The organism is Kribbella albertanoniae, assembly GCF_004348455.1.
Taxonomy (GTDB): domain Bacteria; phylum Actinomycetota; class Actinomycetes; order Propionibacteriales; family Kribbellaceae; genus Kribbella; species Kribbella albertanoniae.
The window spans coordinates 1-25,856 of sequence record NZ_SMKA01000110.1; the positions used below are offsets into that span (position 1 = coordinate 1).

Consider the following 25,856-nt stretch of genomic DNA (forward strand, 5'->3'; position numbering starts at 1 on the left):
GTTGGGTGGGGTGCCGGCTACGGGGTGGTAGTGGGAGAAGGTGGATTCGAGGACGCCTTCGCCTCGGGTGAGGCCGGGGAGTTGCTGCTCGAGTTGGTAGACGGCGGCTGCGGGGATTGCGCCTTCGAGGGTCGAGGTGCCGGCGGCGAGTGCGGGTACCTGGGGGATCGCTCGCAGGCGGGCGAGGGTAGCCAGCACCGCACTAGTGGTGTCGGTCGGGACTTCCAGCTGGAAGCGGTGCATCGGCTCGTGGACCGACGTACCGGCTTGTTGCAGTGCGGTCATCAGGACCAGGGGAGTGAGGTTGCGGAAGTCCCCGGCGGTGCTCGACATGCTCTTGTCGAAGACGGCGTGTGCGTGACTCTGCCGAGCCGAGTATCCGGAGTGTGTCAGGAACACCCGCGCGTCCGGGATCTGCCAGCCGTGCAGACCTTGGGAGAGCGTTTCACGCACGGTTTCCTCGATGGCCTTGATGAAGGCGTACGGCATCGACCCGAGTTCGACCTCCAGCTCGAACGTCACGCCGGCATCCACCGGCGCCGGCTCGATCCGCAGTCCGATCGTTGCGAGGAACGGGTTGCCGTCCTTCTTCTTGATCTCGAACGCCGCTCCGGTACCGCTCATGCGCTCGACACAGATCGTCGTGGTCTCACGAAACCCGACCTCGATCCCGAACTCGTCCGCGAGCGTGGTCTGGATGACCTCCTTCTGGACCTCGCCGTACAGCGAGACCGAGGTCTCCTGACGCACGTCGTCCTGCCGCACGTTGATCAGCGGATCCTGCTCGGCCAGCTGAGAGAGCGCTTCCCGGAGCTTCCCCTGATCTCCGAGCCGCTGCGGCGTCACCACGGTCTCCAGCGTCGGCGGTGCGAAGAACGCGCCGGCCGCGGTTTCTCCGGGGACGTCGTCTCCGGTGAACACGCGATCTCCGATCTGTACGTCGGGCAGTCCCCAGATCTTGGCGATCTGGCCGGCCTGGACCTCAGCGGCAACGACCGCCGTGCCCTCGGCGAAGACGCGCAGGCCGGTGACCTTCGCCTGACTCACGCCGTACCGGACGCGGTCCCGGATCCGGAGAACGCCCGAGAACATCCGGACGTACGCGATCTTCTCTCCGGCTGCACCGCGCTCGACCTTGAAGATCTTGCCGTGGAGCGCTCTCCCGTTTGTTCTCGCGGGCGGGAGCAGTTCACGGATCCCGTCGGTCAGCGCCTGCGCGCCCGTTCCCGTGATCGCGGATCCGAAGAACACCGGGTGCACGAATGCCTGTCCGGTCTGCCGGATCAGCGCGAGCCGCAGCACATCCGGAGAGAGCGCGTTCTCGTTCTCGACGAACGTTCTCAGGAGTTCGTCGTCGTGCTCGGTCAGCACCTCGAGCAGGGCGCCGTACGGATCGGAGGCCATGAACTCTGCGGTGCGGGTACCGAGACCGGTGACCGATCCCATCGGTACGACGGCCGGCGAGAGCTTGTCGGTGATCGCCTTCAGCACTCCGTCGTACTGGGCGCCGGAGCGGTCGATCTTGTTGACGAAGATCAGGGTCGGGATCCGCAGTCTCTGCAGGGTGCGCATCAGCACCCGGGTCTGCGCCTGCACGCCCTCGACCGCAGACACCACCAGTACGGCGCCGTCGAGCACGCTCAACGCCCGCTCGACCTCGGCGATGAAATCCGGGTGACCGGGAGTGTCGATCAGGTTGACCGTCACCGGATCGACGTCGCCGATCGTGAACGACACGACCGCGGACTTGATCGTGATCCCGCGCTGACGCTCCAGCGCGAGCGAGTCGGTCTGGGTACTGCCGTCGTCGACGCTGCCGATCTCGTCGATGACTCCGGCGGCGTGCAGGAGCCGCTCGGTCAGGCTGGTCTTACCGGCGTCGACGTGCGCCAGAATGCCGAGATTCAGTACTTTCACGATGCCTCATGTCTTCAGAGCAGTTGTCGTTTCCTTCCGCGACAGACATGAAGCGAGCTCGCACAATGCACTCCTTGAGTAGGGTCTCCGAACACCCCGAGTACACCAACGCCAGCGAAGATCGTCCAAACGTTTTAGCCCCCGCCTAAAGGAGTCCTGTGCACCTGACCGAAGCCAGCACGTACGCCGCCGCCGTTCTGGGACCGATCGAGTCGGTAGAAGCCGTACAGGGATTCGTCGGCAATGAGACGTTCCGGATCCACGCAGCCTCGGGAGCAACGGCGTATCTCAAGAGCGGCGCCGCGATCGCCACCGAAGCACGAGCGATCGAGCAGGCTCACGCGGTCGGCGTACCGGCACCGGAGATCCTCGCGACCAGCCACGGGCAGCCGCCGTACCTGATCATGGCCGAGGTTGCCGGGACACCGTCGGACGATCCGGGCGTGCTCATCCAGGCTGTCCACGCACTCCGCCGCCTGCACGAGATCCGTGACGCTGACGCCGACTGGGCCGGCACGCTGACGCCGCTGATCACCGATCTCGGCAAGCTGGCGGGCGTCCTGCCCGACGATCTCGCCGACCGCCTCCGGGTGACGATGCCACCGTTCATCGCCGAGGTGGCCGACGTACCGGCGTCGCTCCTGCACGGCGATCTGCACGCCCGGCACCTGTACGCCGTCGACGGCAAGCTCACCGCGATCCTCGACTGGGGAGACGCGTGCTACGGAGATCCGCTCTACGATCTCGCGCGGCTCACGATCACTGCCGCGCCAGAAACCGTTCTCACCGCCTACGGCCTGGACCCGAGAGAGCACGTTCTCCAGAGAGCGCTCTCTGCGTACCGGATCTTGTGGTCTCTCACGGCTCTGTACGCCGAGCACGCCGCTGACGGGGACTGGTTCGATCCCCATGTACGGCGCATCGCCGCGGAGCTCAGTTGATCAGCGTCCCGATGTGCTTGCCGCTGCTGATTGATGCCGCGGCCGCCGGCCGATCGATGTCGAAGACATGCAGCGGCAGGCGGTGGTCGCGGGCCAGGATGAACGCCGACTGGTCCATCACCCCGAGACCGCGTTCGATCACCTCCTCGTAGCTGAGGTGGTCGAAGCGGACCGCATCGGCGTTCTTGTTCGGATCCGCGTCGTACACGCCGTCGGCGCCGTTCTTGGCGACCAGGAGCGCGTCCGCCTCGAGCTCGACGGCGCGCTGCACGGCCGGGTAGTCGGTCGTCGTGAACGGCTGACCGTTGCCTCCGGCAAGGACCACGATCGAGCCCTTCTCCAGGTGCCGCAGCGCGCGCATCCGGATGTACGGCTCGGCGATGTTGTTGATCGGGACCGCGGTCATCAGCCGGACGCCGTGCGCACCGAGCGCGGACAGCCGGCCGCGGAGCAGGACCGCGTTGATGACGGTCCCGAGCATGCCGATGTTGTCGGCCTCGACACGATCGATGCCCCAGTCCTCGGCCCGGTTGCCGCGGAACACGTTGCCACCGCCGACGATCACCGCGACCTGGACGCCGGTGGCGCGCAGCGCGATCACCTCGGTCGCCAGGTGCGTGAGCCGGTCGCTGTCGAACCCGAACTCGTCACCCCCGGCGATCGCCTGGCCGGACAACTTGAGCACGAGCCGTCGGTACATGGTGCTCCTCATCGAAGGCGGATGATGCAGATCTACCACAATTGTCGGCGGAGCCTTCTAGTCTGCTGATCCGGCAGACTGTTGGGAGTCGAAGATGGATGTGTTGAGCGTGCAGGCGATCCAGGAGGCCGGGCTGGCTGACTGGAGCAAGCTCGAGCAGGCACTGCACGCGCGGTTCCTGGTCGGGTCGTTCGCGGACGCGGTGGGGTTCGTGCAGGCGGTGGGGGAGATCTCGGCCGGCCACGATCCTGAGGTGCGGCTGACCTCGACGTTCGTGGACCTCAAGCTCCTCACGCCGGACGCGGTGTACCGCGGGAAGGACGGCACCGAGGAGGTCTGGCCCTCAGTCACGCAGCTCGACATCGACCTCGCCCGGGAGATCAGTGCGCTGGCTGCGGCGCGCGGTCTGAAACCTGATCTGGACGGCATCTTCCAGGTGGAGCTCGGCCTCGACACGCACGACGCGGACGAGATCGGCCCGTTCTGGGCCGCGCTGCTCACCGGTGACGTGGCCAACTACGACCACCCCGCGGTCGTCGATCCCACCGGGCGGACGCCGAACCTGTGGTTCCAGAAGACCTCGCCGCACGAGACACCGCGCCAGCGTTTTCACTACGACCTCTGGATGCCGATCGCGCTGGCGCCGGCCCGGATCGAGGCCGCCGTGGCCGCGGGCGGCACGGTCACCTTCGACGAGGACCCGTCGTTCACCGTGCTCTCCGACGCGCAAGGCAACCGCGCCTGCATCTGCACGATCCAAGGCCGTTGACTGCTGGCTCCGCGCCCGTATCCAGAGTGCTGATCCCTCAAGCTAACTGCCTAACCAGCCGAATGTGGTTCTCCAGCCGGCTGGGTTTCCGCCGCCCCTCGTGCTGGCCCGAGACAGGAACTGGTGGCTGGAGACCTGTGGCATCAGGTCTCCAGCCGCTGTTAGTTGTCTCCGGCCGTAAGTGGTGGCCGGGGCGCGCTGTACGTCCGCAGTCCTCAGTAGGTGTACGCGGTTGAGATGGTTCGGCTGCCGGACAGTCGTTAATGGGTGGCCTGGATGGTCGGCGGCTGGTTACGGTGTGAGCGAGAGCCGCTTCTGAATGCGGCGTTGAGGAGGTGCGTGATGGCTTGCATGGCTACCCGGTTGCGTGCCAACTCCTCCCTCTGAGCTTTCGGACCGGTTGGTACGTCGCGGCGTTGGCCGCGGGTCCCGTGCGCTCTGCGCACCCCGTACCTGCCGAACCGGAGCTTTCTCATGTCCTCCGTGGACACCCAACTGCATGCTGTCCTCCTGCGTGCGCTCAGCGGCGTGAAGTACGACGTACTCCGCACGCGCGCAACCGAACTGTCCGCCCGCTACCGGGAGGCGGCCGTCGCCGACGCGTCTCCCGCTCTGCGGGACAACCTCGACTGCCTGGCGTATGCCGTGGTCCGGATGCCCGCGACGTACCGGGCGATCCAGACTGCGCTGCGGGCCGCCGACCTCCATGTGGGCGCCGCCGGCACACACCTCGACCTGGGTGGTGGAACCGGCGCTGCCGCCTGGGCCGCCGCTTCGATCTGGCCGGGCATCCAGACCCGGATCGTCGAACGTCAACCGGCCGCGATCGCGCTCGGTCGACGCCTCGTCGCCGCGGGTCCGCCTTGGAGCCCGCCGCCGGTGTGGTCGGCGGCGGATCTCCGTGACTGGCAACCGTCCTCAGCACCGGTGGATCTCGTGACGCTCGCGTATCTCCTGAACGAGCTCTCACAAGAAACGCGCCGCAGCGTGATCACGAGAGCAGCCGCGTCTGGAGACACAGTCGTTCTCGTGGAACCAGGCACGCCCCGCGGCCACCGATACATCCTGGAGGCGCGTTCCCAGCTGATGAGCCTGGGCTTCACGATCGCGGCTCCCTGCCCGCATCAACTGGAGTGCCCGCTCGTCGACCCCGACTGGTGCCACTTCGCCGTACGGCTGCCGCGGACAGAACTGCATCGCCGCCTGAAGGACGGTACCCGGAACTACGAAGACGAGAAGTTCAGCTACCTGGTCGCGACCCGGAGACCCGCCAAGCCAGCGACCGCCCGGGTCCTCACCCCGCCGGCCAGACCCAAGAACCAAGTGCTGCTAATACTCTGTACGGCGACCGCGCAGCGAACGCAGATCCACGTTCCGAAGTCGAGCCCGTCGTACGGGGAGGCGCGAGCCGCAGTACAGGGCGCTCCCTGGCCGCAACCGTAGGCCAGGGAGCGCTCTCTCGCGCGATCTTCAGAGGTCGTAGCCGCCCGACGCCCCCAGCGTCCGCGAGGTGACCGAGCTTGCAGGTTGGGTGGTCTGTTCGGCTACGCAGGCTAGGCGTCTAGCTGCTTGTGCTCATAGGTCAGACGATTCCGGTTGCCGGCGAAGAGAGTTCGGACGTGTTCTACTGCTCTGACGTGACCGTCCTTGCTGGAGTACAGGACGCGGGCGTGGTCGAGTACAGGTGAGCCTGTGTCGAGCCCAAGAACGGTTGCCTCGTCTGGGCTCGCCAGGCGGGCTACGAGGGCATCGGTCTGGCCGACGCGTCGGTAGCCGGCGGCATCGATGATCGTCTCGACGTCGGCGGCAGGGCCCACCAGCGCGACGATGTCGTGTGGGTAGTAGGCGTTCTCGAGTGCCGCCGGCATGTCGCCTGCATACCTAACTGTCCGTCGGTGAACGATCGGAGTCCCTCTTGCGATCTCGAGCTGGTCAGCGACATCAAGAGATGCTGGTTCGACGGTTGTCTCGGATCGGCCGGTCGCGGTGACGCCCACCCGGCGTGCCCCATCGCCGAATATCACATCCCGGGTGAGTGGGGGCCTGTGAGACCCGGGCGAGGTGGACATGACCTGGGTCAGCATCGGTGTGTCGCTGACGACCGGGCCAAGGTCACCTCGCATCACGATCAAGCCTTCGGATCGAAGACGCGCCAACGCCAGCTGCAATTCCTCTGTTGAAGAGACCCTGAAGCGCTGTGCTAGTTGTGGCAGGGAGAGGATGCCTGCCGCTGCGCTGAGCTGACCACGCGCGATGCTGCGCTGGATTAGCTGGGCGATCACCCTGTGTCTTGGGGGCATTGCGGCTCCTCTCGACGTATGACGTTTGTTCCACGGTACGGCGGCAGCGAAGCACGGCGGCAGATGCGAACTCCTCTACGAGGGAGAAGGCGGCGGCGTTGCCTACCGATTCTTGATCAGGACCGCTGCCGCCAACCGGAGTCGAGTGGCGTTCGCCTGGCGCTGCAGGTCCAGGGCCGACCGGTTCTCTTCGATGAGGGCGCTTTGGTAGGCCGCCTCCACGGCTGCCCACACGCTGACGACGTTGTGCTCTCGCTTGCAGGCCGTGTCTGCGACCGCGGTCGCCCGCTGAGCCGGCGACGATTCGGCGCGCAGTTCCCGGTCTTGAAGCACTTCGAGCGGCGTGGGGTAGTCAAAGCCGGCACGCTTCATACACGCAGACCACGTGGCGAATACTTGCCGGACTCTGGAGTCAGCGGCCGACATTGACCAGCTCTTCATCGCCAGCGGCTGCGCGACGTCTTCGACTCCGGCAGATCGCCCAGTCGCCAAGCCGCGATGTGCCTCCCCCACACATCCGCCTGCTGGCACGGGGCGAGAGGTATATCGGGTGGCGCTCTTTCCAAACAAGAGAGCGAACATCTTCGGGTCTTGAGCCGAGTCGGGCGGCGTCTCGGCGGTCGGTGGTTGGGGTTTTCGATACCCGAATTGGCGAGCCTCGCCCTGGTCGGTGATCCCGTAGCGGCGTTCGTTCCGCGTTTGGAGCCCGGTCCCGGGCCGTGCCTGAGCCTTGTAGTCGATGCCGAGCCGCTGCATGCACCGACGAACGAGGATGCGTCGGGCTTCGGCCAGCCGCCGGTAGTCACTCAGCGAAAGCATGTACTGGTCGAGGGGGAGCAGTAGGTTCAGCGTGCTGGTCAATGGCTCGATCGGGCCGACGGATGGCTCGCGGGCAGCACGGCCTTCGTCCGGCGCGCCACAACTGGTAGCCACTAGGAGCATCGCTCCACACGCCATGAGGCGCGTGTAGCGATGCCCGAAATCGCCTGACATGCTGGTCATGGGCGAATCCGGCCTCAGCCAGCCCAGCAGTTGGACCAGTTGCTGTTCCAGATACCGGAGTCGAGGCGGGTGACGTTCTCGCTCTCTTCCAGAATCTGGGTGGATCCTTCGCAGGCCAGCAACGTGGCGATGACTGCCCAGCTGTTGGGGTCGAAGTTCCACGCCGCCTGTGCGTTGTCAGCGACGACCTGGTTGTATCCCGACCTTCCCGCCCCACCGATGAAGCGGTCGTTGCGGTGGTCGTTGTCGCCGAAGTAGTAATCGACCCAGGCACCGCCGAAGCCATCGGTGGCGAACAAACACAGGTCCCCGGGATCACACACGCCGTCCTTGTGAGCCGCGCTGGCCGGGCTGGCTACCCCCGCCATGAGCCCGACCCCCGCCGCTGCGCCCGCCACCAGTCTCCATGCCTTCTTCACCTGATTTGCCCCTTCTCTCGCGGCGCGTCCGCGCCTTCCGACAGGGCGTAATCGTGCTCCGCTCGACGTCTCAGAGCGGGCAGTGTTCCCGCCTCGGCGAAGATGCTGTCTCGGCTCAGGAGCGTCGCAGCCGCGTGGCGCCAACGCCTCGGAAGGGTCTCGGAAACGGGTATAGTCCTCAGTTGAGGCGGACCCTCTGAGGATGCAGACGTTGCTGGGGCTCAGCGACCGAGCTGAATCACCTATCCACTAGCCATGCGCATGGCCTAGCGGCCTCGTGCGGCGCGGGGTCTGGGTGATACGTATCCAGCGGCAAGTAGTGGCGCGACCAGGGCCTGGACTGCGAGGCCCGGCTCGGCATTCATCTCGCTGTCGAGGAGACTTCGGTACGCCTCATACCTCCGCAAACCGTCAGCGACGTTGCCCTCCCTGAGCAAGATCTCGATCAACAGACGGTTCGAGCTTTCTCGTAGAGGATCGACCGTGACCGCGAGCAGTGCGCTTGCCGCAGCCTCGCCTAACCGGCCGGCCATGAGCAGGCGCTCGCCGGCGGCGTCGAGGGCATGCAATTCCAGAAGATGGAGATGCTCACGCGGCGCTACGAGCCATGGCTCGCTCCAACCAGGCAACAGGGGCCGACCAATAAATGGCGGCTGAGTCGTCGGAGGAGTTTCGCGCTGAACGATCGCTGAGCTCCACCGAACCGCCTCCTGGAAATCGACGACATCGGCATCAATTCTCAGACCATCGGCTTCCTCTACGACGAGTCCTCTCGCATCGTCGCGGAGCCGCCATATGAGCGTCCGCAAGTTCGCGTAGGCGCGCTCCAACCTTCGGTCTTCGAACAAGTCGAACGGCGGCATCCTCGCGCGCAATCGCCCCCTCAACAGCAAGAAGAGCGATCAGCCGACGCGTGCTGGGACGGAGCTTCAGCCGACTCGGTCCACGCCGAACCCCGAACCCGCCGAGCACCTGAACCACCACTGCGTGGTCATGTCCAGCCTCCATGAAGGTCCCACCCCCGCGGAACAGATTGAGTCCGGCAAACACCGGAACCTACCCTCCTTTGCTTGATCGTGACCAGACCCTGTCGTTCAGCAGCACCTGTCAAAACATGCAATTCGGGGTGCGGTCGCCAGCCGGTGGTGGACACAGAGGTCTTTGCCGACGCCCTGGTTCGCTCGCGTGCCGCTACAGGTCGGCCTGGACGGGCCTTAGGTCGCGGGACTTTGCACGATGCTGTCAGGATGGTGGGTGCGCGACAAAGCCTGTCTTCTCGCCTGCGACGAAGCCGCAGGCGCGGTAGTAGGCGTGGGTCGATTCCCGTTTGGAGCCGGTCAGCAGCATGACCTTGTAGCAGCCGGCATCCCAGGCGGCTTGCAGTGTGCCGGCCATCACCGCCTTGCCGATGCCGGTCCCGCGGCGCGCCGCATCCACGATCACGTTCTCGACGACGCCGTACGGCGCTGCTCCGCGGGTCAGATTCGGGATGACGTTCAGGTACGTCGAGGCGATGGCAACGCCGTCCTCCTCGAGCAGGAACAGCCGCATCCCGGGCGTTCGCAGGATCTCGTCGTACACCGTCTGCGCGCGTTCCTCCGGGACAACCGCGTCCCCTGGATGCAACTGGCGGTACAGCTGCGTCACGCTCGCAAAGTCCGCTGCGCCAGCCTCACGAAACATGCAGTTCAGCCTACTCAGCGCAGAGTCGACTCGAGAGGACGAGCGACACCCAGCCCGCCGCCGTGCGATGCTGCGACGCGCTCAGATGAAGGACGGAACTCTTGCCTGCAGCAACATGCTGGATCACCGAGTAACTCAGCGCCGACGTCTCCTCGGGAACGAGATCCGCCGGATGGATCCACGCGACCTCGCTGATCCGTGGATCCGTCGTACCCAATGATGCAGGCAGCGGCGCAGCCTCGAAGTACACGATCTCCACACCGCGACCGCGCCAGCGGTGCAGGCAGTCGGCCACGATTCGCCCAGGCGTGACCGGTACGCCGGTTTCTTCGGCGGTCTCGCGAATCGCGGCCTCGGCTACAGACTCGCCTGGTTCGACATGACCGCCGGGGAGCTCCCAGCGGACGACGCCCCGCCGTTCGTGGAGAATCATCAGGAACCTCCCGCCCGGGTCAACTGTGCAGGTGAACGCAGTCAGGCGCAGTGGCAGATCGATCGCGCGGGCCGGCAAGGTGGTCAGTCTGCGTCGAGGAACGTGGTGACGGTGTCGAGGACGAGTGCGGTCCGGCCCAGGCCGTTGAAGTGGGTGGTGCCGGGGAAGACGGCCAGCTGTGACGTCGGGACGCCGACGAAGTCGCCGTTGATGTCGCCACCGCGCAGCTGCAGGAAGCGGACGGCGTGCTCGAGCTTCACCGCGTCGCAGTCGCCGACCGTGAACAGTGTCGGTGCCGCGATCCCGCTGATCTCCTCGTCCGACCAGCCGTCGCCGGCCACGAACCCGCTGAGCTTGTTCAGCAGCTCCTGCAGGTGCTCGTGATCGGGATGCGGTGACTTGGCCAGGTAGTCCGACTCCATCGGCGTACCGGCGATCATCTCGACCTTCATCTCACCGACCGCCGCGTTCTCCGGCCGCATGCCGTCGGGACGGAACGAGACCGATGAGATCACGGCCTTGCGAATCAGCTCGGGATGCTTGATCGCGAGTTCCAGCGCAACCGCTCCACCAACGCTGAACCCGAAGACATCCACCTGCGGTACGCCGAGTTCCCGCAGCAGGCCGACCACGTCGGAGGTGAGATCCGCCGTACCGAGCGGCCGGTCGATGTCATTCGTGCGCCCGTGCGCCTGGAAGTCCAGCGCAATCACCTGCCGGCCCTCGGTCAGCCCCGGCAGCAGTGGACCGAACTGCAGGTCGATGTTGAACAACCCGCCGTGCAGCAACAGCAGCGGCGTACCGCCTGAGCCGTGGATCTCGTAGTACAGCTGCAGCCCGTTGACCGCGACATACCCGGATTGCTTACTCACGGCACCCCCACCAGGAGACAGAACGGATGACCGGCCGGATCGGCCAGTACGTACAAGGGCTCGGACTCTACCTGCGTGCGGGTCAACAACACCTGCGCTCCGAGCTGCTCGGCGTGCAGCCGGTGCAGCTCCAGCGCCTCGGCCGTCGGTACGGCGAAGTCGAGGTGCATCTGCATCGGCACCTCGGTCGACGGCCAGGTGGACCGGGGCAGGACGTCCGTGCGCTGTACGGCGAGCTGCCGCCGGCCGCTCGCGTCGACGAGCACGAGCCAGTCGGCATCGTCCGGCGTACCGTCGGTGGGCGGTTCGTCGCCCGCCCGGTACCGCAGGCCCAGGAGCTGCCGGTAGAACTCCGCGAGTCCTCGTGCGTCCTCGGCGTCCAGAGCCGTGTGCATTCGCTGCGGGCGCATCACCTCGTCAACGGCGAAGCGGACGATCACCAGTTCGTCGTCCGGCTCGAGTGCCGGGTAGTAGTCGCGCAACCCGGCCAGTACGGCGTCTGCCCCCGGGAAGCCGTCTTCGCGGGCCTCGTCGTCACTCACCGTCGCGACCGTCTTCACCACGACGGAGGTGATCAGCCCTGGCAGGCGCACTTCCGGCGCGGACTCGAACACCAGCACGGCCGGACCGACCTCGACCGGGTCCTGGAAGCGCATCGTGATCCGCTTGTCACCGTCCAGAACGGCCCTGAGATGTGCCGCCCGGAATCGCAGTTCCTGGATAGCCATAGCGCCCAGCCTGTCAGACCGGCCTGCTGGCGTCACAGTTCCCAGTCGCCCGTCAGCCGTGTAAGGATCTTGGGTATGGCGGGGAAAACGGCTGAGGAGCAGCGACTGGAGGACCTGGTTCGGCTGCGGCGGGTGCGGGACCGGATCGACCGGGAGTACGCGCAGCCGCTGGATGTCGATGCGCTCGCGCGCGGAGCGGGCATGTCCTCGGGGCACCTGAGCAGAGAGTTCAAGCGTGCGTACGGCGAGTCGCCGTACAGCTACTTGATGACGCGGCGGGTGGAGCGGGCGATGGCGTTGCTGCGGCACGGGGAGATGAGCGTGACCGATGTGTGCTTCGCGGTCGGGGGCTCGTCGCTGGGGACGTTCAGCACGCGGTTCACGGAGCTGGTCGGGATGTCGCCGAGCGCGTACAAGCGAGAGGTCAGTGCGGCCGCGGCGGGGCTGCCGTCGTGTGTTGCCAAACGCGTGACCAGACCGATCAGGAATCAAGAAGCAGACCAAGCTGCGCCGCACCTACTGTGATTCTCATGACTCCTCCTAATGCAGACGTCAAAATTCAGCACAGCTTCCTCCCGCACACCGACCCGGACGCCTCCGCGGCCTTCTTCCGCGACCTGCTCGGGTTCGAGATCCGGATGGACGTCGGCGGCGGCGCGATGCGGTGGATCACCGTGGGGCCGGCCGGTCAGCCGGACACGTCGGTCGTCCTGCACCCGCCGTTCGCCGACCCGGGCATCACCGAGGAAGAGCGGAAGACGATCACCGAGATGATGGCCAGGGGCACCTTCGCCACCCTGGTCCTGGCCAGCAAGGACCTCGACGCGACCTTCGAGAAGATGGTTGCCGGCGGCGCCGAAGTCGTCCAGGAGCCGACCGACCAGCCGTACGGCGTGCGCGACTGCGCGTTCCGTGACCCGGCGGGCAACCACATCCGCATCAACCAGCAGGCCTGACCCCGACGCACGCCCCCCGCCTGAGACAGCACTGACCTGGAGAGAACCGCGATGACCGAGCATGTTGCCGACAGCCACGATCTGATCCGGGTCGTCGGTGCCCGCGAGAACAACCTGAAGGACATCAGTGTCGAGATCCCGAAGCGCCGGCTGACGGCGTTCACCGGGGTCTCCGGCTCGGGCAAGAGCTCGCTGGTCTTCAGCACGATCGCCGCGGAGTCGCAGCGCCTCATCAACGAGACGTACAGCGCGTTCCTGCAGGGGATGATGGCCAGCCAGTCCCGCCCGGACGTCGACGTACTGGACGGGCTGACCACCGCGATCATCGTCGACCAGGAGCGGATGGGCGCCAACCCACGCTCCACGGTCGGTACGGCGACCGACGCGAACGCGATGTTGCGGATCCTGTTCAGCCGGCTCGCGAAACCGCATGCGGGCCCGCCGACGGCGTACTCGTTCAACGTGCCGCGGCGGGTCGCCACCGGCTCGATGGTCAGCGAGAAGGGCGCCGGGCAGAAGCAGGTCGTCCGCGAGGCCGTCTACGCCGGTGGCATGTGCGCGCGCTGTGAGGGGATGGGCGCGGTCACCGACTTCGACCTGACCGCCCTGTACGACGACAGCAAGTCGCTGAACGAGGGTGCGCTGACCATCCCGGGGTACAGCATGGAGGGCTGGTACGGGCGGATCTTCCGCGGTGCCGGCTACTTCAACCCGGACAAGCCGATCAAGAAGTACACGAAGAAGGAACTGCACGACCTGCTCTACCGGGAGCCGACCAAGATCAAGGTCGAGGGGATCAACCTGACCTACAGCGGGATCATCCCGCAGATCCAGAAGTCGTTCCTGAGCAAGGACGTCGAGGCCATGCAGCCGCACATCCGGGCGTTCGTGGAGCGGGCGGTGACGTTCACGACGTGCCCGGACTGCGGTGGCACGCGGCTCAGCCAGGACGCGCTGGCCTCGAAGATCAACGGCAAGAACATCGCCGATCTGTGCTCGATGCAGATCAGCGACCTGGCCGACTGGATCCGCAAGCTGAAGGCGCCGTCGTACGCGCCGCTGCTGAAGGCGCTGGGTGACACGCTCGACTCGTTCGTGTCGATCGGTCTCGGGTACCTGTCGCTGGATCGCCCGGCCGGCACGCTGTCCGGTGGTGAGGCGCAGCGGACCAAGATGATCCGCCACCTCGGGTCGTCCCTGACCGATGTCACCTACGTCTTCGACGAGCCGTCGATCGGCCTGCACCCGCACGACATCCAGCGGATGAACGAACTGCTCCTGCAGTTGCGCGACAAGGGCAACACCGTCCTGGTCGTCGAGCACAAGCCGGAGATGATCGCGATCGCCGACCACGTGATCGACCTCGGCCCGGCGGCCGGGAGCGAGGGCGGCGAGGTCGTGTTCGAGGGGACGGTCGAGAAGCTGCGGGCCAGCGACACGTTGACCGGGCGGCATCTCGACGACCGTGCTGTGGTGAAGACCGAGGTCCGTACGGCGAACGGCGTACTGGAGGTTCGCGGCGCGGACACGAACAACCTGCGGAACGTCGATGTCGACGTACCGCTCGGGGTACTCGCTGTCGTGACCGGGGTCGCCGGGTCGGGGAAGAGCTCGCTGATCCACGGATCGATCGCCGGTCGCGATGGTGTCGTCACCGTCGACCAGAGCGCGATCAAGGGGTCGCGGCGGAGCAACCCGGCGACGTACACGGGGATGCTCGAGCCGATCCGGAAGGCGTTCGCGAAGGAGAACGGCGTCAAGCCGGCGCTGTTCAGTGCGAACTCCGAGGGTGCGTGCCCGGCGTGCAACGGGGCCGGCGTGATCTACACCGAGCTCGGCGTGATGGCGACGGTCGAGTCGACCTGTGAGGAGTGCGAGGGCAAGCGGTTCCAGGCGTCGGTGCTCGAGTACAAGCTCGGCGGGCGGAACATTTCCGAGGTGCTGGAGATGCCGGTGACCGAGGCGGTCGAGTTCTTCGCGGAAGGTCCGGCGAAGGTGCCCGCGGCGCACAAGGTCCTGGATCGGCTGGCTGATGTCGGGCTCGGCTACCTGAAGGTCGGGCAGCCGCTGACCACGCTGTCCGGTGGTGAGCGGCAGCGGTTGAAGCTTGCGACTCAGATGGCCGACAAGGGCGACGTCTACATCCTCGACGAGCCGACGACCGGTCTACACCTGGCCGACGTCGACAACCTGCTCGGCCTGCTCGACCGCCTGGTCGACTCCGGCAAGTCGGTGATCGTGATCGAGCACCACCAAGCCGTGATGGCGCACGCCGACTGGATCATCGACCTCGGTCCCGGTGCTGGGCACGACGGCGGCAAGGTCGTGTTCGAGGGAACGCCGGCCGCGCTGGTGAAGTCGGCGAAGACGCTGACCGGGCAGCATCTGAAGGAATACGTTGCCGCTCACTAATCCCTGGTTGACGGGTCCGACTCCGGACGGCGTGCTCGAGCGGTCGTCGTTGGAGGAGCGGATTCTCCAGCTGCTGTCGACGCAGAACCTCGCGGTCGTGGCCACGGTGAACCGGGATGGTTCGCCGTCGGCCACGCCGGTTCGCTACTACAGCCTCGGGTTCGAGATCTTCTACAGCTCGTGGGACGCCTCGGTGAAGTCGCGGAACCTGCGCCGCGATCCACGGGTGTCGGCCGGCATCGTCGCCCCGTACGTCGGTCTCGCGTCGAGCCGGGGCGTCCAGCTGTTCGGGACTGCGCGGACGTTGGCGCCCGGTGATGCGTCGGAGTACTGGGAGGCGTTTCGGTGGCAGTCCGACTACGCCGAACGCGGCCGGGCGGTGAGTGAGCCGCCGACGGATCCGCTCACGGTGATCACGCCGGAGCGGATCCTCTATACCGATCATTGGCTCCGGCGGAGCGGGCACGCGCCCCGACAAACCTGGCGGCCGCTAGACGGGTCGCCGGCCGAACGCGTCGAGTAGCTTCTGCTGGGCGGGGGCTTCGGACGGGACTACGCCACTCGGGCCGTCGCCGTACGAGCCGAAGGCGAGCATCTCACTCAGCCGAGGCTCGATGACTCGCCAAACCCCCTCGGTGACTTGAGCATCCACCATCTCGGGCAACTGCGCGGCCGACAACAGATCCCACGCATGCACGACGAGATCGACGAGCCGGTACCGCAGAAACGCCTCCGCCGGAATATCTCCGTTGGGGTGATGCACAACCTGGTCCTCAGGTGCTGCCTGGAACGCCGCTATCTGCGCGGCCGCCGACTCCTGCACCACTTCAAGCTCCGGCCCGAATCCCTGCGCACGAATGATGGCCCAAGCCTCCGCCGCACTCACCCCCGACAGCGCCGCCACGGCGAACCGGTTGCCGCCCACCACGTGCTCGACGAGTTCGTGCACGTCGACCTCGCAGGGTGTCGGGAGGTGCCAACTCTCGTCAGGCAGTTCCTGCACCACGCGCTCGAACTCGGCCGACGCCGCAACCAGCAACTCCACGTTCATGCGCGCCAGGCTACGTCGTCGTACCGACAGGAGGTAGCCATATACGCAGAGCCCGGCGCCTGCGGGGGACGCGCCGCCCGGGGGTCATCTCATACGTATACGTCCTGTTCTTGTGCATCTCCCCGGGGTCGCTCGGATGCGGTCGGGGAGGCACGGCGGTGATTGCTCGCCGCTGCTGCCGGCCAACAGGGGGCCTGAGGGTGGTTGGGCTGGGGAGTCCTGCCGGTCGTTTCCGGGTGGTTATGCTCCCCAGCCAATCCCTCCGGCGATGGGTCGCCCGCGAGCGGGCGGGTTGCCTGTCGAGGTGGGGGGTTGCCCGTCGAGATTTTCGATGGGCAACCCCCCACCTGAAGGGATATCCGGTTCTCCTGCCCGACGTGTGGGTGACTTGCCCGTCCTGCCCGTCACAACGTCCGAAGATCCGAACACCAGGCGCGCGTGTCCTTCGGACGTTAGCCGGGGCCGTGATTAACGTCCGACGATCCGAACACCTGGCGCGCGTGTCCTTCGGACGTTAGCCGGGGGCAGTGATTAACGTCCGACGATCCGGAGGCCAGGGTGTGCGGGTTCTTCGGACGTTGCGGGTACGGCGTTCTGCTGGGCCGCGTGCACGTGAGCCGGCGTACTGCGGTCACCAACTGGGGAGTTCGGACATCTGGTCGGGTGTCCGGCGTCCCCACGTGATGTACGGGGTTCGGCGGTTCGGCTGGTTGTTTGCGGGGGCTGGGGAGTGCTACCGGTCGTTTTCGGGGGAGGACTCCCCAGCCGCGCCCGGACAACCGTTTACAGCACCCCCAACCAGCCCGCGCTGCCTCGAACCACCCGCGACGGGTTCCGCCAACACCCCTCTTCATCACCGGCAGCAACCACAACCCGTCAGTCCCAAGCCTCGTTGACCTCTGCCCGCTGGCCTCCACCTCTGCCTGCTGGCCTCCACCTCTGCCCGCCGACCTCCACCTGTGCCCGCTGGCCTTGCCAGCTCGCCCAGCCAGGCGATCGCCCAGTCATTCCCATCTGTAAAACCGGCCGCAGGGGCGGGCAACCGCCGTCGTAGGAGACCGGGCGCATCCGAGGGACGCGCCAGCCACCACCACCGCCGTACAGAACCTGCACACCGAGCACGAGCGTGGATATCCCCGCGGGTGGGGCGGAGTTCTGGGACGCCTCATCGGCAACCGGCCCACGGCAGCCCGAGCGTCGCGGCTCGACGCGCCTTAGCTCCAGGGGGACTGTTCTTAGAGCACCCAGTCGCTGAGGGTGGAGAGGAACTGGTCGAAGTGGGAGTACCAGGGACAGTGGTCGGCGCCGGGGATGGCGCGGACCTGGAAGCCGAGTGACCGGAGTTCGGCGGCGCGGTTCGCGGAGACGTAGCGGCTGGGGTCTGCGTGGATGACGAGGGACGGGACGTGTGGTGTTTGGACCGCTCGGTTGTCTGCGAGCTCCAGGGCGACCGCGGTAGGGACGTCGAACTGCCTGGCCGCTGCTGCCTCGACTTCGCGGTCGGTGTCGGACCAGGCTGGCTTGGTTCGGCGCAGTGCTTCGACTGTCCGGGCGGCTTGGGCTGCGGTGAATTTGGCTGTCAGCTCCGCGGCCGTGCGGGTCGGACCGGCGGCTGCGGTCAGGGGGATGTCGACGTAGACCGCGCGGGACGGCCGGAGCTGGGAGGCGGCCAGTACGGCGCCGCCGAGTGAATGACCGAGTGCGAGTTCCGGGTTGGTCGGCACGGAGTCCGTGACGGCGGCGGCCCATTCTGCGAGGTCGGCGTCGGCAGTGGGGGAGTTGCCGTGGCCGGGGAGGTCGACGGCGATGGCTCGGTAGCCGCGGGCGGCGAGGGCTGGGCCGAGGCGCCAGAACTGCTGGGCCGAGCCCATCATCCCGTGCAGCAGTACGGCGACGCGATCGCCTTCGCCCCAGGTCGTCGTACGGAGACTGTCCACGGGTGTTCTGACGACTGGTTGGGCGGAACAGTTGATAGGCAAGCAGCTACTTGCCTATAGTGAACGCTGTGACCACGGTGTTCCGGGCGTTGGACGACGAGACGCGACGGGTGATTCTCGACGAACTGTCGGCGCGGGACGGCCAGACGTTGTTCGAGATCTGCTCGACGCTCTCGACGCGGCACGGGCTGTCGTCGACGCGGCAGGCGATCTCGCAGCACCTCGGGGTGCTGGAGGCGGCCGGGCTGGTCGTGACGGAGAAGCGTGGGCGCTCGAAGTTCCACTATTTCAATCCCGAGCCACTCGCGGAGATCGCGCGCCGGTGGCCGGTCGGAGAGAGGTCCCCAGAATGAGAATCAACCTGGTGAGTGTGTTCGTGGACGATCAGCGGGCGGCGCTCGCGTTCTACACCGACATCCTCGGTTTCACGAAGAAGCACGACATCCCGCTGGGCGACGCGTCCTGGCTGACTGTCGTCTCACCTGAGGCGCCGGACGGGGCTGAGCTGCTGCTGGAGCCGGCCGGTCACCCCGCGGTCAAGCCGTACCGCGATGCGCTGGTCGAGGACGGGATCCCGCTGGTGCAGTTCGCCGTGGACGACGTCGAGGCCGAGCACGCCCGGCTGACTGCGCTCGGCGTGGTATTCACCCAGCCGCCGACCGATGTCGGGACCGTGATGATGGCCGTCCTCGACGACACCTGCGGGAACCTCGTGCAGATCGTCTCGCCGAAGTCAGCCGGCTAGGACGACGAACTCGTTGCCGTCGGGATCGTGCAGCGTGTCGCCCTCGCCCGGCGTCGCGCCGAGGGCGATCAGCCGGTCGACCTCGGCCTGCCGGTCGCCGTCCGCCCGCAGTACAAGCTGGAGGCGGTTCACACCCTGCTTCGGACTGTCCGGCCAACCACCCCAGGCGATCTTGGTCCCGCCGTACGGCGCCTGGATCGCGGTCTCGTCGTCCTGGTCCCAGACGAGCGGCCAGTCGAGCGCCTTGCTCCAGAAGTAGCCGACAACCGGGGACCCGTCCGACGACAGTGCGCCGATCACGGCAGTGTCGGCGAGGAAGTTGTTGGTCGGCTCGATCACACAGAACTCGTTGCCTTCCGGATCAGCCAGTACGACGTGTGGCTCGTCGGGCGACTGCCCGATGTCGAGGTGCTGACCACCGAGCTCGAGGGTGCGGTCGACCTTGGCCTGCTGATCGTCGAGCGACGTACTCGTCACGTCGAAGTGCATCTGGTTAGGCCCGAGCTTCGGCAGATCGCTCGGCACGAACCGCAGCCGGAACGCGCGCTCGTCAGCAGGCGCGATCACCGCGTCCTCAACCACCGCGAACCCAAGAACACCCGACCAGAACCGCGCCAGCCCAGCAGGATCCTTCGCTGCGTAACTCAACTCCTGCAGACGAACACCCATCGGTCCCACATCCCAACTGTCGGTCGTCGCAACACCAGCACCCTAGACCGCCCCACGCCCCGGAGCACCCGAATTACGCATCAGCGCGGATACCTGGCGAACTACCGAGTCACCACGCTTAATCGCGCTGCGGGCCTCGGCGGCTTGCGGCATCATCGGTCTGGTGAGCGACGGCACGTACGTTCGGATCCAGGTGGAGTACCGAGGGCGCCTCGGCGTCGAAGTAGGTCTTCTGGTTGCTGTCGACCATCTGCGTCGCGGAGGCCGCCTGTCCGCGGCAGACGAAGCGCGCTGGCTCGATATCGACGACTGGTTCATCGAGCACCTGCCGAACCCGGGCTTCTACGCAGACGGCAACAGCGTCGGTGCGGTGACCTGGTTCAAGCAGCCGATCCGGTCGGAGATGCAACTGCTGGTCGACGAGGTGTGCGGCCTTCTGACTGCTTACGGCGTCGCGCACCATCGCGTCATGTCGGGCGATCCGGGCACGATCATCTACGAGGACGAGTTCCAGGTTGGGGTGGTGCCGTATGAGCGCGGTCTGCAGACACCAATGCCCAGGGGGATCACGATGACGCCGTCAGCTGCGGGCTCGAAGCGGGCTGTAGCTGCTTCGCCAGTGCGGCATGTGTTGCTGGATGCGGATGGGGTGCTGCAGGAACTGCCGGGTGGGTGGTACGTGGCGATGGAGCCTTATCTGGGGGAGCGGGCTCGGGAGTTTCTGCATCGGACGTGGAAGGACGAGTTGCCGATGCTCGCTGGGCGTGGGGACTACCTGCCGGTGCTGGCGGCGACCTTGCGTGAGTTCGGGGTGGAGGTTCCAGTGGGTGACGTGTACGACGCGGTGTGGAAGAACATCGTGGTCGTGGAGGAGTCGCTCGAGGTAGTGCGGCGGCTACGGCGGAACGGGTACGGCGTGCACCTGGGGACGAACCAGGAGCAGTACCGCGGTGGGTACATGCGGACGAGCCTCGGGTACGACGAACTGTTCGACGTGTGCTGCTATTCGCACGACCTGGGGGTGGCCAAGCCTGATCCGGGGTTCTTCGTCGAGGCCGGCCGACGGATCGGTGCTGAGCTGGGGACTGTGCTGTTCATCGACGACACCGCACGCAACATCGACGGCGCGCGAGCGGCCGGGATGCTGGCTGAGCAGTGGGATCTGACGCAAGGGCATGAGGTACTGGTCGAGCTCTTCGCCAAGCACGGAGTATCTGCGCGTTAGTCTCGGCCCTGCCAGGTGGTCACGCAGGCTTCGTTCCCCTCCAGGTCAGCCAGCACCCAGAAGGCTGGGGCACGCGTCGCGGACACAAGTCGGCCGCCGGCCGCCAGCGCAGCATCGATGCGTCGTGCTGCCTCGTCATGCGGAACAGAGACGTCGAAGTGAATGCGATTGCGCTGAGGGCGTGCCTGATTCATCTGCTGGAACCAGATCGCCGGCCCCTGCCCGACCGGGTCGACGAGCGGATCCTCCGGTCCGTTGGCGTCCGCCTCGTCGACGTAACCCAGCACCGCCTTCCAGAACGGTCGGATCCCGGCAATGTCCAGCGCATCGATCGCGATCTCCAGAACCTGGACGGATCGCGGAGCCGCCGTACCGATGTCGGGCTCGGTCGCAAGTCCGGACCTGTCCGCGGTGGTAGTAATCCGGAGTGCGAGCTCGACGTCCAGTGTGGTCACCGCTGCCTGCTCCACCGACTGCAGCGTGAAGACGACCCGGTCCGGGCGGGCGTCGACCCGGAGATGCCCGTCAGCCTGCTCGCCACAGACCGCGACAGCGTCCGCGGCCAAGGCAGTTGCCTCAGCCAACGATCCGACCGGGACCGACGCTCGCAGTGAACCCAGCAAGAACCGCCACCCAGAGTCCTGGACCGCCTTCGATGCCTCCGGCCCTCTCAAAGTCTGCTCCATGGCGACATCCTTGCAGGCCCCACCGACGGTTTAGATCTCCCAGCGGGTTCCGTCGTCGGGGATGAGATGGCCATGCTTCTCCACAGCCGCGCGCTCGGGTGAGTTCGGGTCGATCACCGGGTTGGTGTTGTTCAGGTGCGTGAAGGCGAGCGGCAGGTCGAGCTGCTCGATCGTCGTGGCGATCGGCAGGTGCCCCATCACGGTTTGGCCCGGCATCTCGTCAGCGCTGTGGAAGGTCCCATCGAGCAGCACGTACGTCGCTCCGGCGGCGAACTGCTCGAAGCCCTCGGGGAGCTGAGCCACACACGGCGCGTAGACGAAGGAACCGCCGTGGTGCTCGAAGCGGTACGCGACGACCCACGGTCCAGGCGCGGGATCATCGGCGTACCGGGGTCGCTTGTCGCTGACGGCCAGCGTCCTGATGGTGATCCCGTCGAGCTCGTCCGGGATGGGAGACCAGGTCCAGGCGTGATAGCGGTCGGTGATGTCACGGAAGCGAGAGAGCGCGTTCAGGACCGCTGGTGGAGCGTGGACCTGGAGCGTTTCTGCCTCACGGAGGAGGAGCAGGCCGAGGGTGTGGTCGAGCTCGGCGTCGGTCAGGAGAACGCCACGGATCGGGGTTTCCCGAGAACCGGGGCCGGCGTGTAGCTCGGGAGTCGCGAGGATCTGAGAACGGAGATCTGGGGACGCGTTCACGAGAAACCAGTTCTTGCCGTCGGCACTGATCGCGAGACCGTCCTGAGTCCGCGGCTGCAGATCGGGGTTGCGGCAGGTCGGGCAGGCGCAGTTCCACTGCGGGAAGCCGCCGCCGGCCGCGGTGCCGAGGACGATCACCTTCATCGGCTCGGGCTCCGCATCACGAAGCCGGTACGCCGGGGTTCGGCCAGGATCAGGTCGACGACACCGCGATCCGGTGACTTGTGGCAGACCGGGTCGGTGGCCGCGGCGTCGCCGGTGAGCAGGAACGCTTGACACCGGCAGCCGCCGAAGTCGAGTTCGCGCCGGTCGCAGGTACGGCAGGTGTCGCTCATCCAGTCGTCACCGCGATAGGCGTTGAACGAGCTGGACTCGTACCAGATCTCGGCCAGAGAGCGCTCTCTGACGTTCTCGAGCTGGAGCGTTCTGATCGCGCTCGCGGCGGGACACGGGAGGACGGTCCCGTCCGGAGCGACAGTGATCTGGCGTGCGCCCCAGCCGTAGGTACAGGGCTTCGGGTACTTCTCCGGGTAGTCCGCGATCACGTAGACGATCTGCATCTTTCCTTTGAGCCGAAGCAACGCGTCCTGAACGATCGGCTCGGCCGCGGCGAGCTGCTCCGCGGTCGGCATCAGTTGAGAGCGGTTCTGCAGGGCCCAGCCGTAGTACTGCGTGTTCGCGAGCTCGAGCCTGTCCGCACCGAGCTCTTCGGCGAACGCGATGATCGCGGCCAGCTGATCGTGGTTCTCCCGATGCAGTACGACGTTCACACTCAACGGCAGGCCGGTACGGCGGATCAGGTCGGCCGCGATGAGCTTGTGGTGATGTGCTCGGGTGCCGGCGATCCGGTCGGCGGTTGCCGCGTCGGCTGCCTGGACGGAGAGCTGAACGTGGTTGAGTCCGGCATCGACCAGGCTTTGCAGCCGGGATTCGGTGAGACCGAGGCCGCTCGTGACGAGGTTGGCGTAGGCGCCGAGGCCGGCGGTGTGCTCGATCAGCTCGGCGAGATCCCGTCGCCCGAGCGGTTCACCGCCCGAGAAATGGATCTGGAGAACGCCGATCTCGTGCGCCTGGGTGAGGATGTCGCGCCAGGCGGCGGTGTCGAGTTCGCTGTCGCGGCCGAGGAGTTCGAGGGGGTTGGAGCAGTAGGGGCAGTGCAGCGGGCAGCGGTGGGTGAGCTCGGCGGTCAGGCTGAGCGGCGGGACCGCGTTCTTGGGATTCGTCACGTCCACTCCACCACCTGCTTGTCGGCGAGCCGGTCGAGCAGGTCGCGGATCTGCTCTGGCCGCACGTCGGCGTACCGGGCGTTCAGGAGATCCGTGATCTCGGTCAGAGAGCGCTCTCCGTCGCACAGCGCGAGAACGGCGCTCGCGGTCGCGTTCGGGATCAGGACGCCCTCGGGATGCAGGATCACCGGAGTGTTCCGGACCGCGTCGTGACTCAGCCGCACCCCGCGACGAATCCGCGGGGTCACTTCTTGCTCGCTGCTTGGTCGATTGCGTCGAGCAACGACCAGAGCACGTCGCATTTGAAGGAGAGGGCGGCGACCGCGGCGTCCTGCTCGGCTCTCGTGCGGCAGTGTTCGACGACCAGGTCGAGGGTGGCTTGGCCTTCGCCGGCGACGGCGTCGATCCGGTTCGTGAAGTAGGCGAGGTCGTCGGGGCGGATCCAGTCGTACTGCGCGAGCATGTCGGCGACCCGTGCCTTCATCAGGTGGCCGGAGAACATCTCGGTGAGCCCGGAGGCGACTGCCTCGATCCACGGTTTGGTGCGGGCGAATCCGACGTACGCGTCGACGGCGAAGCGGGCGCCCGGGGCGACGTGGCGTTCGTCGAGGACCTCCTCGCGGCTGAGGCCGACTGCTTCGCAGAGGCGGAGCCAGCGTTCCATTCCACCGGTACCGGGCTCGGTGCCGTCGTGGTAGACGATCCGGGGCAGCCATTGGCGGCGTACCTCGGGGAGTGGGCAGTTGCTGATGATCGCGGCGTCCTTGCGCGGGATCGCGCTCTGGTAGTACCAGCGGTTCGCGGCCCAGACCTGCAGTTCCGGCGGTGAGAGTTCGCCGGCGTGCATGCGGTGGTGGAACGGATGCGTTCCCCAGTAGCGATGGGAAAGGCCGCGGAGTGCACCGGTGAATTCGTCCACGCTCATCGGCTGCATTGAACCTCCCGAGTCATCGAAGCGATTCATGGAACAATTTCCAGACGTCGCCCACAGGATGGAACTCAGGGGAATTGCGCACTCAGCAGAACTGCACCTGCCCGGCCCGCGGGTCGTTGCCGCAGGCCCGGACAGGGCAGCTGTCAGTCACCGGACGGGGGCGGAAGTCCGATGATTACCTTGCTGTACAGGGGATACGGGGGTGATCAGTTCACTCGGCCGGCGTATCCGGTGACCTCGGTGGGTGTTTCGAACTCGGCGAAATCCGGGGCGATCCAGTCTTCCCGGGCAGTGTTTTCCACCATGGTTTTCTCCTTGCGATCGTGGCGGGGGGCGCCGTCCTCGATTCCCGGTCCCACTGGGCCGGGAATACGCACAGTAGAGTCCCGGACACGGTTTTCCCAGAGGCGTCCCGCGATGCGAGCATTTCCGGTCTCGCCCACTGGCTCTGCGTAACGATAAACAAGTGGTCGCCGCACGACCCCTCGACTAGCCTCCCGCAGGTGACCCCAGCAGCAGCCCGCGCACTGCTGACCGCCTACGCCAGCGCCCGCGACGAGTGGCTGACCAGGACCGTCCCAACGCTCGACGCCCAGTCAATCTGGCTGGTCGGGTCCCTAGCCACAGGAACCGCTGACGACTGGAGCGACCTCGACCTCATCGTCGTCGAAGGCACACCCGCTCTCGCCGGCAGCCTCCTCACTATCGACCTCCCCGCCAACGGCCCAGCCGGCGGTGGCTACCTCGGCGCGATGTACGAGGTGGCCGGTCTGCCCCTCTGGGTCGACTGGTACCTGTGGCCCCGGCAGGCTGCCATCCCACGAGAAGCACGTCCACTTGCGGGGACCGGAACCCAAGGCCCCCGAGATCTGTCCGCCACCCTCGACCACCTCGGCTGTGGCGAACCAGGACCGCCACCGGACCCACAAGCATTCGCACTCGCCATGCTCCCGCTGGCCGCCAAACACCTTGCCCGAGGCAACCTCGCAGCAGCCGCCGGCATGATCGCCATGCTCGGCGGTGCGGTCGACGACAACAACATCGCTGACGCCCTGTACGACGTACTGGCACAAGTCGGCGGGAATCATCCGGCCGTATCCCTCGTGCACCGGCAACTAGCAGTTGTCAGCGCGCTTTGAAGAGCTCGGCCAGGCGATGCTGGATGTGGGCGTAGCAACCAACTCCGCGGGCCAGCGTCCATCCCGCACGCGTCAACTCGAACACCTCAGGGCACTCCGAGGCGCTAACGGAAGGCGCGGCAACACCGGCGCCATGGCCGCAGGCGGTTGCGCTGGACCCCAATCGAACGTGTCCACGACCGCCAACGTAGCCAACCCCCTGCCCCGGCCCGCCCCGACAACACGAGCTGATATCTGCTCCTGTTGCCCCTTCTCGCGTCGTATACGAGCTGAGGAGGGGCAGCTCGGACGGATATCCGGCCTTCTGGTCGAGGTGTGGATTTCTTGTACGGCGGCCATGGTGACCTTGCGCTCGGATGCGGCCGGGAACGTCCGGCGCTGGTTGCTCGCCGCTGCGGCCGGCGTACAGAAGGGGG

General features: G+C 66.6%; 30 protein-coding genes. 11 read left to right on the forward strand and 19 right to left on the reverse strand.

Annotation, left to right across the window (positions count from 1 at the left end; all coding sequences use genetic code 11):
• A partial coding sequence (locus E1261_RS22575; protein WP_202874934.1) for an elongation factor G occupies nucleotides 1–1,917 on the reverse strand: 1,917 nt, incomplete at its 3' end.
• A 158-nt stretch (nucleotides 1,918–2,075) separates the two neighbouring features.
• Here E1261_RS22575 and E1261_RS22580 point away from each other — a divergent pair.
• On the forward strand, nucleotides 2,076–2,858 hold the full coding sequence (locus E1261_RS22580; RefSeq protein ID WP_132409587.1) for a phosphotransferase family protein: 783 nt from the start codon (nucleotides 2,076–2,078) through the stop codon (nucleotides 2,856–2,858).
• Here the strand turns inward: E1261_RS22580 and pyrH are convergent.
• Complete coding sequence (pyrH, locus tag E1261_RS22585) at nucleotides 2,851–3,558, reverse strand: UMP kinase (protein WP_132409589.1); 708 nt, start codon at nucleotides 3,556–3,558, stop codon at nucleotides 2,851–2,853. The two genes, E1261_RS22580 and pyrH, sit on opposite strands and share 8 nt — an antisense overlap.
• 94 nt (nucleotides 3,559–3,652) lie before the next feature.
• On the opposite strand from pyrH, the gene E1261_RS22590 reads away from it, so the two are divergent.
• Both E1261_RS22590 and E1261_RS22595 read left to right on the forward strand, forming a co-directional pair.
• Nucleotides 3,653–4,327, forward strand: a complete 675-nt coding sequence (locus tag E1261_RS22590) for a VOC family protein (protein WP_132409591.1) — start codon at nucleotides 3,653–3,655, stop codon at nucleotides 4,325–4,327.
• Between the two features lie 474 nt (nucleotides 4,328–4,801).
• The gene (locus E1261_RS22595; RefSeq protein ID WP_132409593.1) at nucleotides 4,802–5,770 is read left to right on the forward strand and encodes a small ribosomal subunit Rsm22 family protein; all 969 of its coding nucleotides are present in this window, start codon (nucleotides 4,802–4,804) and stop codon (nucleotides 5,768–5,770) included.
• Between the two features lie 110 nt (nucleotides 5,771–5,880).
• Here E1261_RS22595 and E1261_RS22600 read toward each other — a convergent pair whose 3' ends face one another.
• The 8 genes from E1261_RS22600 to E1261_RS46455 all read right to left on the reverse strand — a co-directional run bounded on the left by E1261_RS22600 (nucleotide 5,881) and on the right by E1261_RS46455 (nucleotide 11,764).
• Nucleotides 5,881–6,627, reverse strand: coding sequence for a GntR family transcriptional regulator (locus tag E1261_RS22600; protein WP_132409595.1), 747 nt, complete (start codon nucleotides 6,625–6,627; stop codon nucleotides 5,881–5,883).
• A gap of 102 nt (nucleotides 6,628–6,729) precedes the next feature.
• Nucleotides 6,730–7,629, reverse strand: coding sequence for a hypothetical protein (locus tag E1261_RS22605; RefSeq protein ID WP_132409597.1), 900 nt, complete (start codon nucleotides 7,627–7,629; stop codon nucleotides 6,730–6,732).
• A 14-nt stretch (nucleotides 7,630–7,643) separates the two neighbouring features.
• Complete coding sequence (locus E1261_RS22610; RefSeq protein ID WP_238176370.1) at nucleotides 7,644–8,048, reverse strand: peptidase inhibitor family I36 protein; 405 nt, start codon at nucleotides 8,046–8,048, stop codon at nucleotides 7,644–7,646.
• Between the two features lie 266 nt (nucleotides 8,049–8,314).
• Nucleotides 8,315–8,911: an AfsR/SARP family transcriptional regulator gene (locus E1261_RS22615; RefSeq protein WP_132409601.1), complete on the reverse strand. Its 597-nt coding sequence runs from the start codon at nucleotides 8,909–8,911 to the stop codon at nucleotides 8,315–8,317.
• Nucleotides 8,912–9,290: 379 nt separating this feature from the next.
• Nucleotides 9,291–9,731 carry a GNAT family N-acetyltransferase gene (locus E1261_RS22620; protein ID WP_132409603.1) on the reverse strand — a complete coding sequence of 147 codons (441 nt, stop codon included), beginning with the start codon at nucleotides 9,729–9,731 and terminating at the stop codon, nucleotides 9,291–9,293.
• A 10-nt stretch (nucleotides 9,732–9,741) separates the two neighbouring features.
• Complete coding sequence (locus E1261_RS22625; RefSeq protein WP_165952611.1) at nucleotides 9,742–10,242, reverse strand: NUDIX hydrolase; 501 nt, start codon at nucleotides 10,240–10,242, stop codon at nucleotides 9,742–9,744.
• A gap of 5 nt (nucleotides 10,243–10,247) precedes the next feature.
• The gene (locus E1261_RS22630; protein ID WP_238176371.1) at nucleotides 10,248–11,036 is read right to left on the reverse strand and encodes an alpha/beta fold hydrolase; all 789 of its coding nucleotides are present in this window, start codon (nucleotides 11,034–11,036) and stop codon (nucleotides 10,248–10,250) included.
• Nucleotides 11,033–11,764 (reverse strand): VOC family protein, encoded by a 732-nt coding sequence (locus tag E1261_RS46455; RefSeq protein ID WP_238176372.1) that lies wholly within the window; start codon nucleotides 11,762–11,764, stop codon nucleotides 11,033–11,035. The genes E1261_RS22630 and E1261_RS46455 overlap by 4 nt, the downstream gene beginning before the upstream one ends.
• Before the next feature lie 75 nt (nucleotides 11,765–11,839).
• Between E1261_RS46455 and E1261_RS22640 the strand changes: the two genes are divergently transcribed.
• Genes E1261_RS22640 through E1261_RS22655 form a run of 4 tightly spaced genes read left to right on the forward strand, consistent with a single transcriptional unit; the run spans nucleotide 11,840 to nucleotide 15,655 of the window.
• Nucleotides 11,840–12,289, forward strand: a complete 450-nt coding sequence (locus E1261_RS22640; protein ID WP_132409609.1) for a helix-turn-helix transcriptional regulator — start codon at nucleotides 11,840–11,842, stop codon at nucleotides 12,287–12,289.
• 5 nt (nucleotides 12,290–12,294) lie between these two features.
• A complete protein-coding gene (locus tag E1261_RS22645) occupies nucleotides 12,295–12,720 on the forward strand; it encodes a VOC family protein (RefSeq protein ID WP_132409611.1) in 426 nt (141 codons plus the stop codon).
• A 51-nt stretch (nucleotides 12,721–12,771) separates the two neighbouring features.
• On the forward strand, nucleotides 12,772–15,132 hold the full coding sequence (locus E1261_RS22650) for an ATP-binding cassette domain-containing protein (protein ID WP_132409613.1): 2,361 nt from the start codon (nucleotides 12,772–12,774) through the stop codon (nucleotides 15,130–15,132).
• 7 nt (nucleotides 15,133–15,139) lie between these two features.
• A complete protein-coding gene (locus E1261_RS22655; protein WP_238176373.1) occupies nucleotides 15,140–15,655 on the forward strand; it encodes a pyridoxamine 5'-phosphate oxidase family protein in 516 nt (171 codons plus the stop codon).
• Here the strand turns inward: E1261_RS22655 and E1261_RS22660 are convergent.
• Nucleotides 15,623–16,183, reverse strand: coding sequence for a TIGR03086 family metal-binding protein (locus E1261_RS22660; protein ID WP_202874935.1), 561 nt, complete (start codon nucleotides 16,181–16,183; stop codon nucleotides 15,623–15,625). The genes E1261_RS22655 and E1261_RS22660 overlap by 33 nt on opposite strands.
• A gap of 1,235 nt (nucleotides 16,184–17,418) precedes the next feature.
• Nucleotides 17,419–18,120 carry an alpha/beta fold hydrolase gene (locus tag E1261_RS22665; RefSeq protein ID WP_132409617.1) on the reverse strand — a complete coding sequence of 234 codons (702 nt, stop codon included), beginning with the start codon at nucleotides 18,118–18,120 and terminating at the stop codon, nucleotides 17,419–17,421.
• A gap of 68 nt (nucleotides 18,121–18,188) precedes the next feature.
• On the opposite strand from E1261_RS22665, the gene E1261_RS22670 reads away from it, so the two are divergent.
• Together E1261_RS22670 and E1261_RS22675 are read left to right on the forward strand one after the other, a co-directional pair.
• Complete coding sequence (locus E1261_RS22670) at nucleotides 18,189–18,473, forward strand: ArsR/SmtB family transcription factor (RefSeq protein ID WP_202874936.1); 285 nt, start codon at nucleotides 18,189–18,191, stop codon at nucleotides 18,471–18,473.
• Entirely contained in the window at nucleotides 18,470–18,865 is a 396-nt protein-coding gene (locus E1261_RS22675; protein WP_132409619.1) for a VOC family protein, read from the forward strand. The genes E1261_RS22670 and E1261_RS22675 overlap by 4 nt, the downstream gene beginning before the upstream one ends.
• Here E1261_RS22675 and E1261_RS22680 read toward each other — a convergent pair.
• Nucleotides 18,854–19,534 carry a VOC family protein gene (locus tag E1261_RS22680; protein ID WP_132409621.1) on the reverse strand — a complete coding sequence of 227 codons (681 nt, stop codon included), beginning with the start codon at nucleotides 19,532–19,534 and terminating at the stop codon, nucleotides 18,854–18,856. The genes E1261_RS22675 and E1261_RS22680 overlap by 12 nt on opposite strands.
• A 163-nt stretch (nucleotides 19,535–19,697) precedes the next feature.
• On the opposite strand from E1261_RS22680, the gene E1261_RS46460 reads away from it, so the two are divergent.
• Nucleotides 19,698–20,759, forward strand: coding sequence for an HAD family hydrolase (locus E1261_RS46460; RefSeq protein WP_238176374.1), 1,062 nt, complete (start codon nucleotides 19,698–19,700; stop codon nucleotides 20,757–20,759).
• Here the strand turns inward: E1261_RS46460 and E1261_RS22690 are convergent.
• The 6 genes from E1261_RS22690 to pqqA form a co-directional block, all read right to left on the reverse strand.
• On the reverse strand, nucleotides 20,756–21,445 hold the full coding sequence (locus tag E1261_RS22690; RefSeq protein ID WP_132409623.1) for a VOC family protein: 690 nt from the start codon (nucleotides 21,443–21,445) through the stop codon (nucleotides 20,756–20,758). The genes E1261_RS46460 and E1261_RS22690 overlap by 4 nt on opposite strands.
• A 30-nt stretch (nucleotides 21,446–21,475) precedes the next feature.
• Nucleotides 21,476–22,285, reverse strand: a complete 810-nt coding sequence (gene pqqB / locus E1261_RS22695; RefSeq protein WP_132409625.1) for a pyrroloquinoline quinone biosynthesis protein PqqB — start codon at nucleotides 22,283–22,285, stop codon at nucleotides 21,476–21,478.
• Nucleotides 22,282–23,367 carry a pyrroloquinoline quinone biosynthesis protein PqqE gene (pqqE, locus tag E1261_RS22700; protein ID WP_202874937.1) on the reverse strand — a complete coding sequence of 362 codons (1,086 nt, stop codon included), beginning with the start codon at nucleotides 23,365–23,367 and terminating at the stop codon, nucleotides 22,282–22,284. The genes pqqB and pqqE overlap by 4 nt, the downstream gene beginning before the upstream one ends.
• Nucleotides 23,364–23,615, reverse strand: coding sequence for a pyrroloquinoline quinone biosynthesis peptide chaperone PqqD (gene pqqD / locus E1261_RS22705; RefSeq protein ID WP_202874938.1), 252 nt, complete (start codon nucleotides 23,613–23,615; stop codon nucleotides 23,364–23,366). Before pqqD ends, pqqE begins: the two co-directional genes overlap by 4 nt.
• A complete protein-coding gene (gene pqqC / locus E1261_RS22710) occupies nucleotides 23,612–24,292 on the reverse strand; it encodes a pyrroloquinoline-quinone synthase PqqC (RefSeq protein ID WP_132409631.1) in 681 nt (226 codons plus the stop codon). The genes pqqD and pqqC overlap by 4 nt, the downstream gene beginning before the upstream one ends.
• 215 nt (nucleotides 24,293–24,507) lie before the next feature.
• Nucleotides 24,508–24,606 carry a pyrroloquinoline quinone precursor peptide PqqA gene (pqqA, locus tag E1261_RS22715; RefSeq protein WP_132167906.1) on the reverse strand — a complete coding sequence of 33 codons (99 nt, stop codon included), beginning with the start codon at nucleotides 24,604–24,606 and terminating at the stop codon, nucleotides 24,508–24,510.
• Between the two features lie 198 nt (nucleotides 24,607–24,804).
• Here pqqA and E1261_RS22720 point away from each other — a divergent pair, with 198 nt between their 5' ends.
• A complete protein-coding gene (locus E1261_RS22720) occupies nucleotides 24,805–25,440 on the forward strand; it encodes a nucleotidyltransferase domain-containing protein (RefSeq protein WP_165952612.1) in 636 nt (211 codons plus the stop codon).
• Nucleotides 25,441–25,856: the final 416 nt, after the last annotated feature.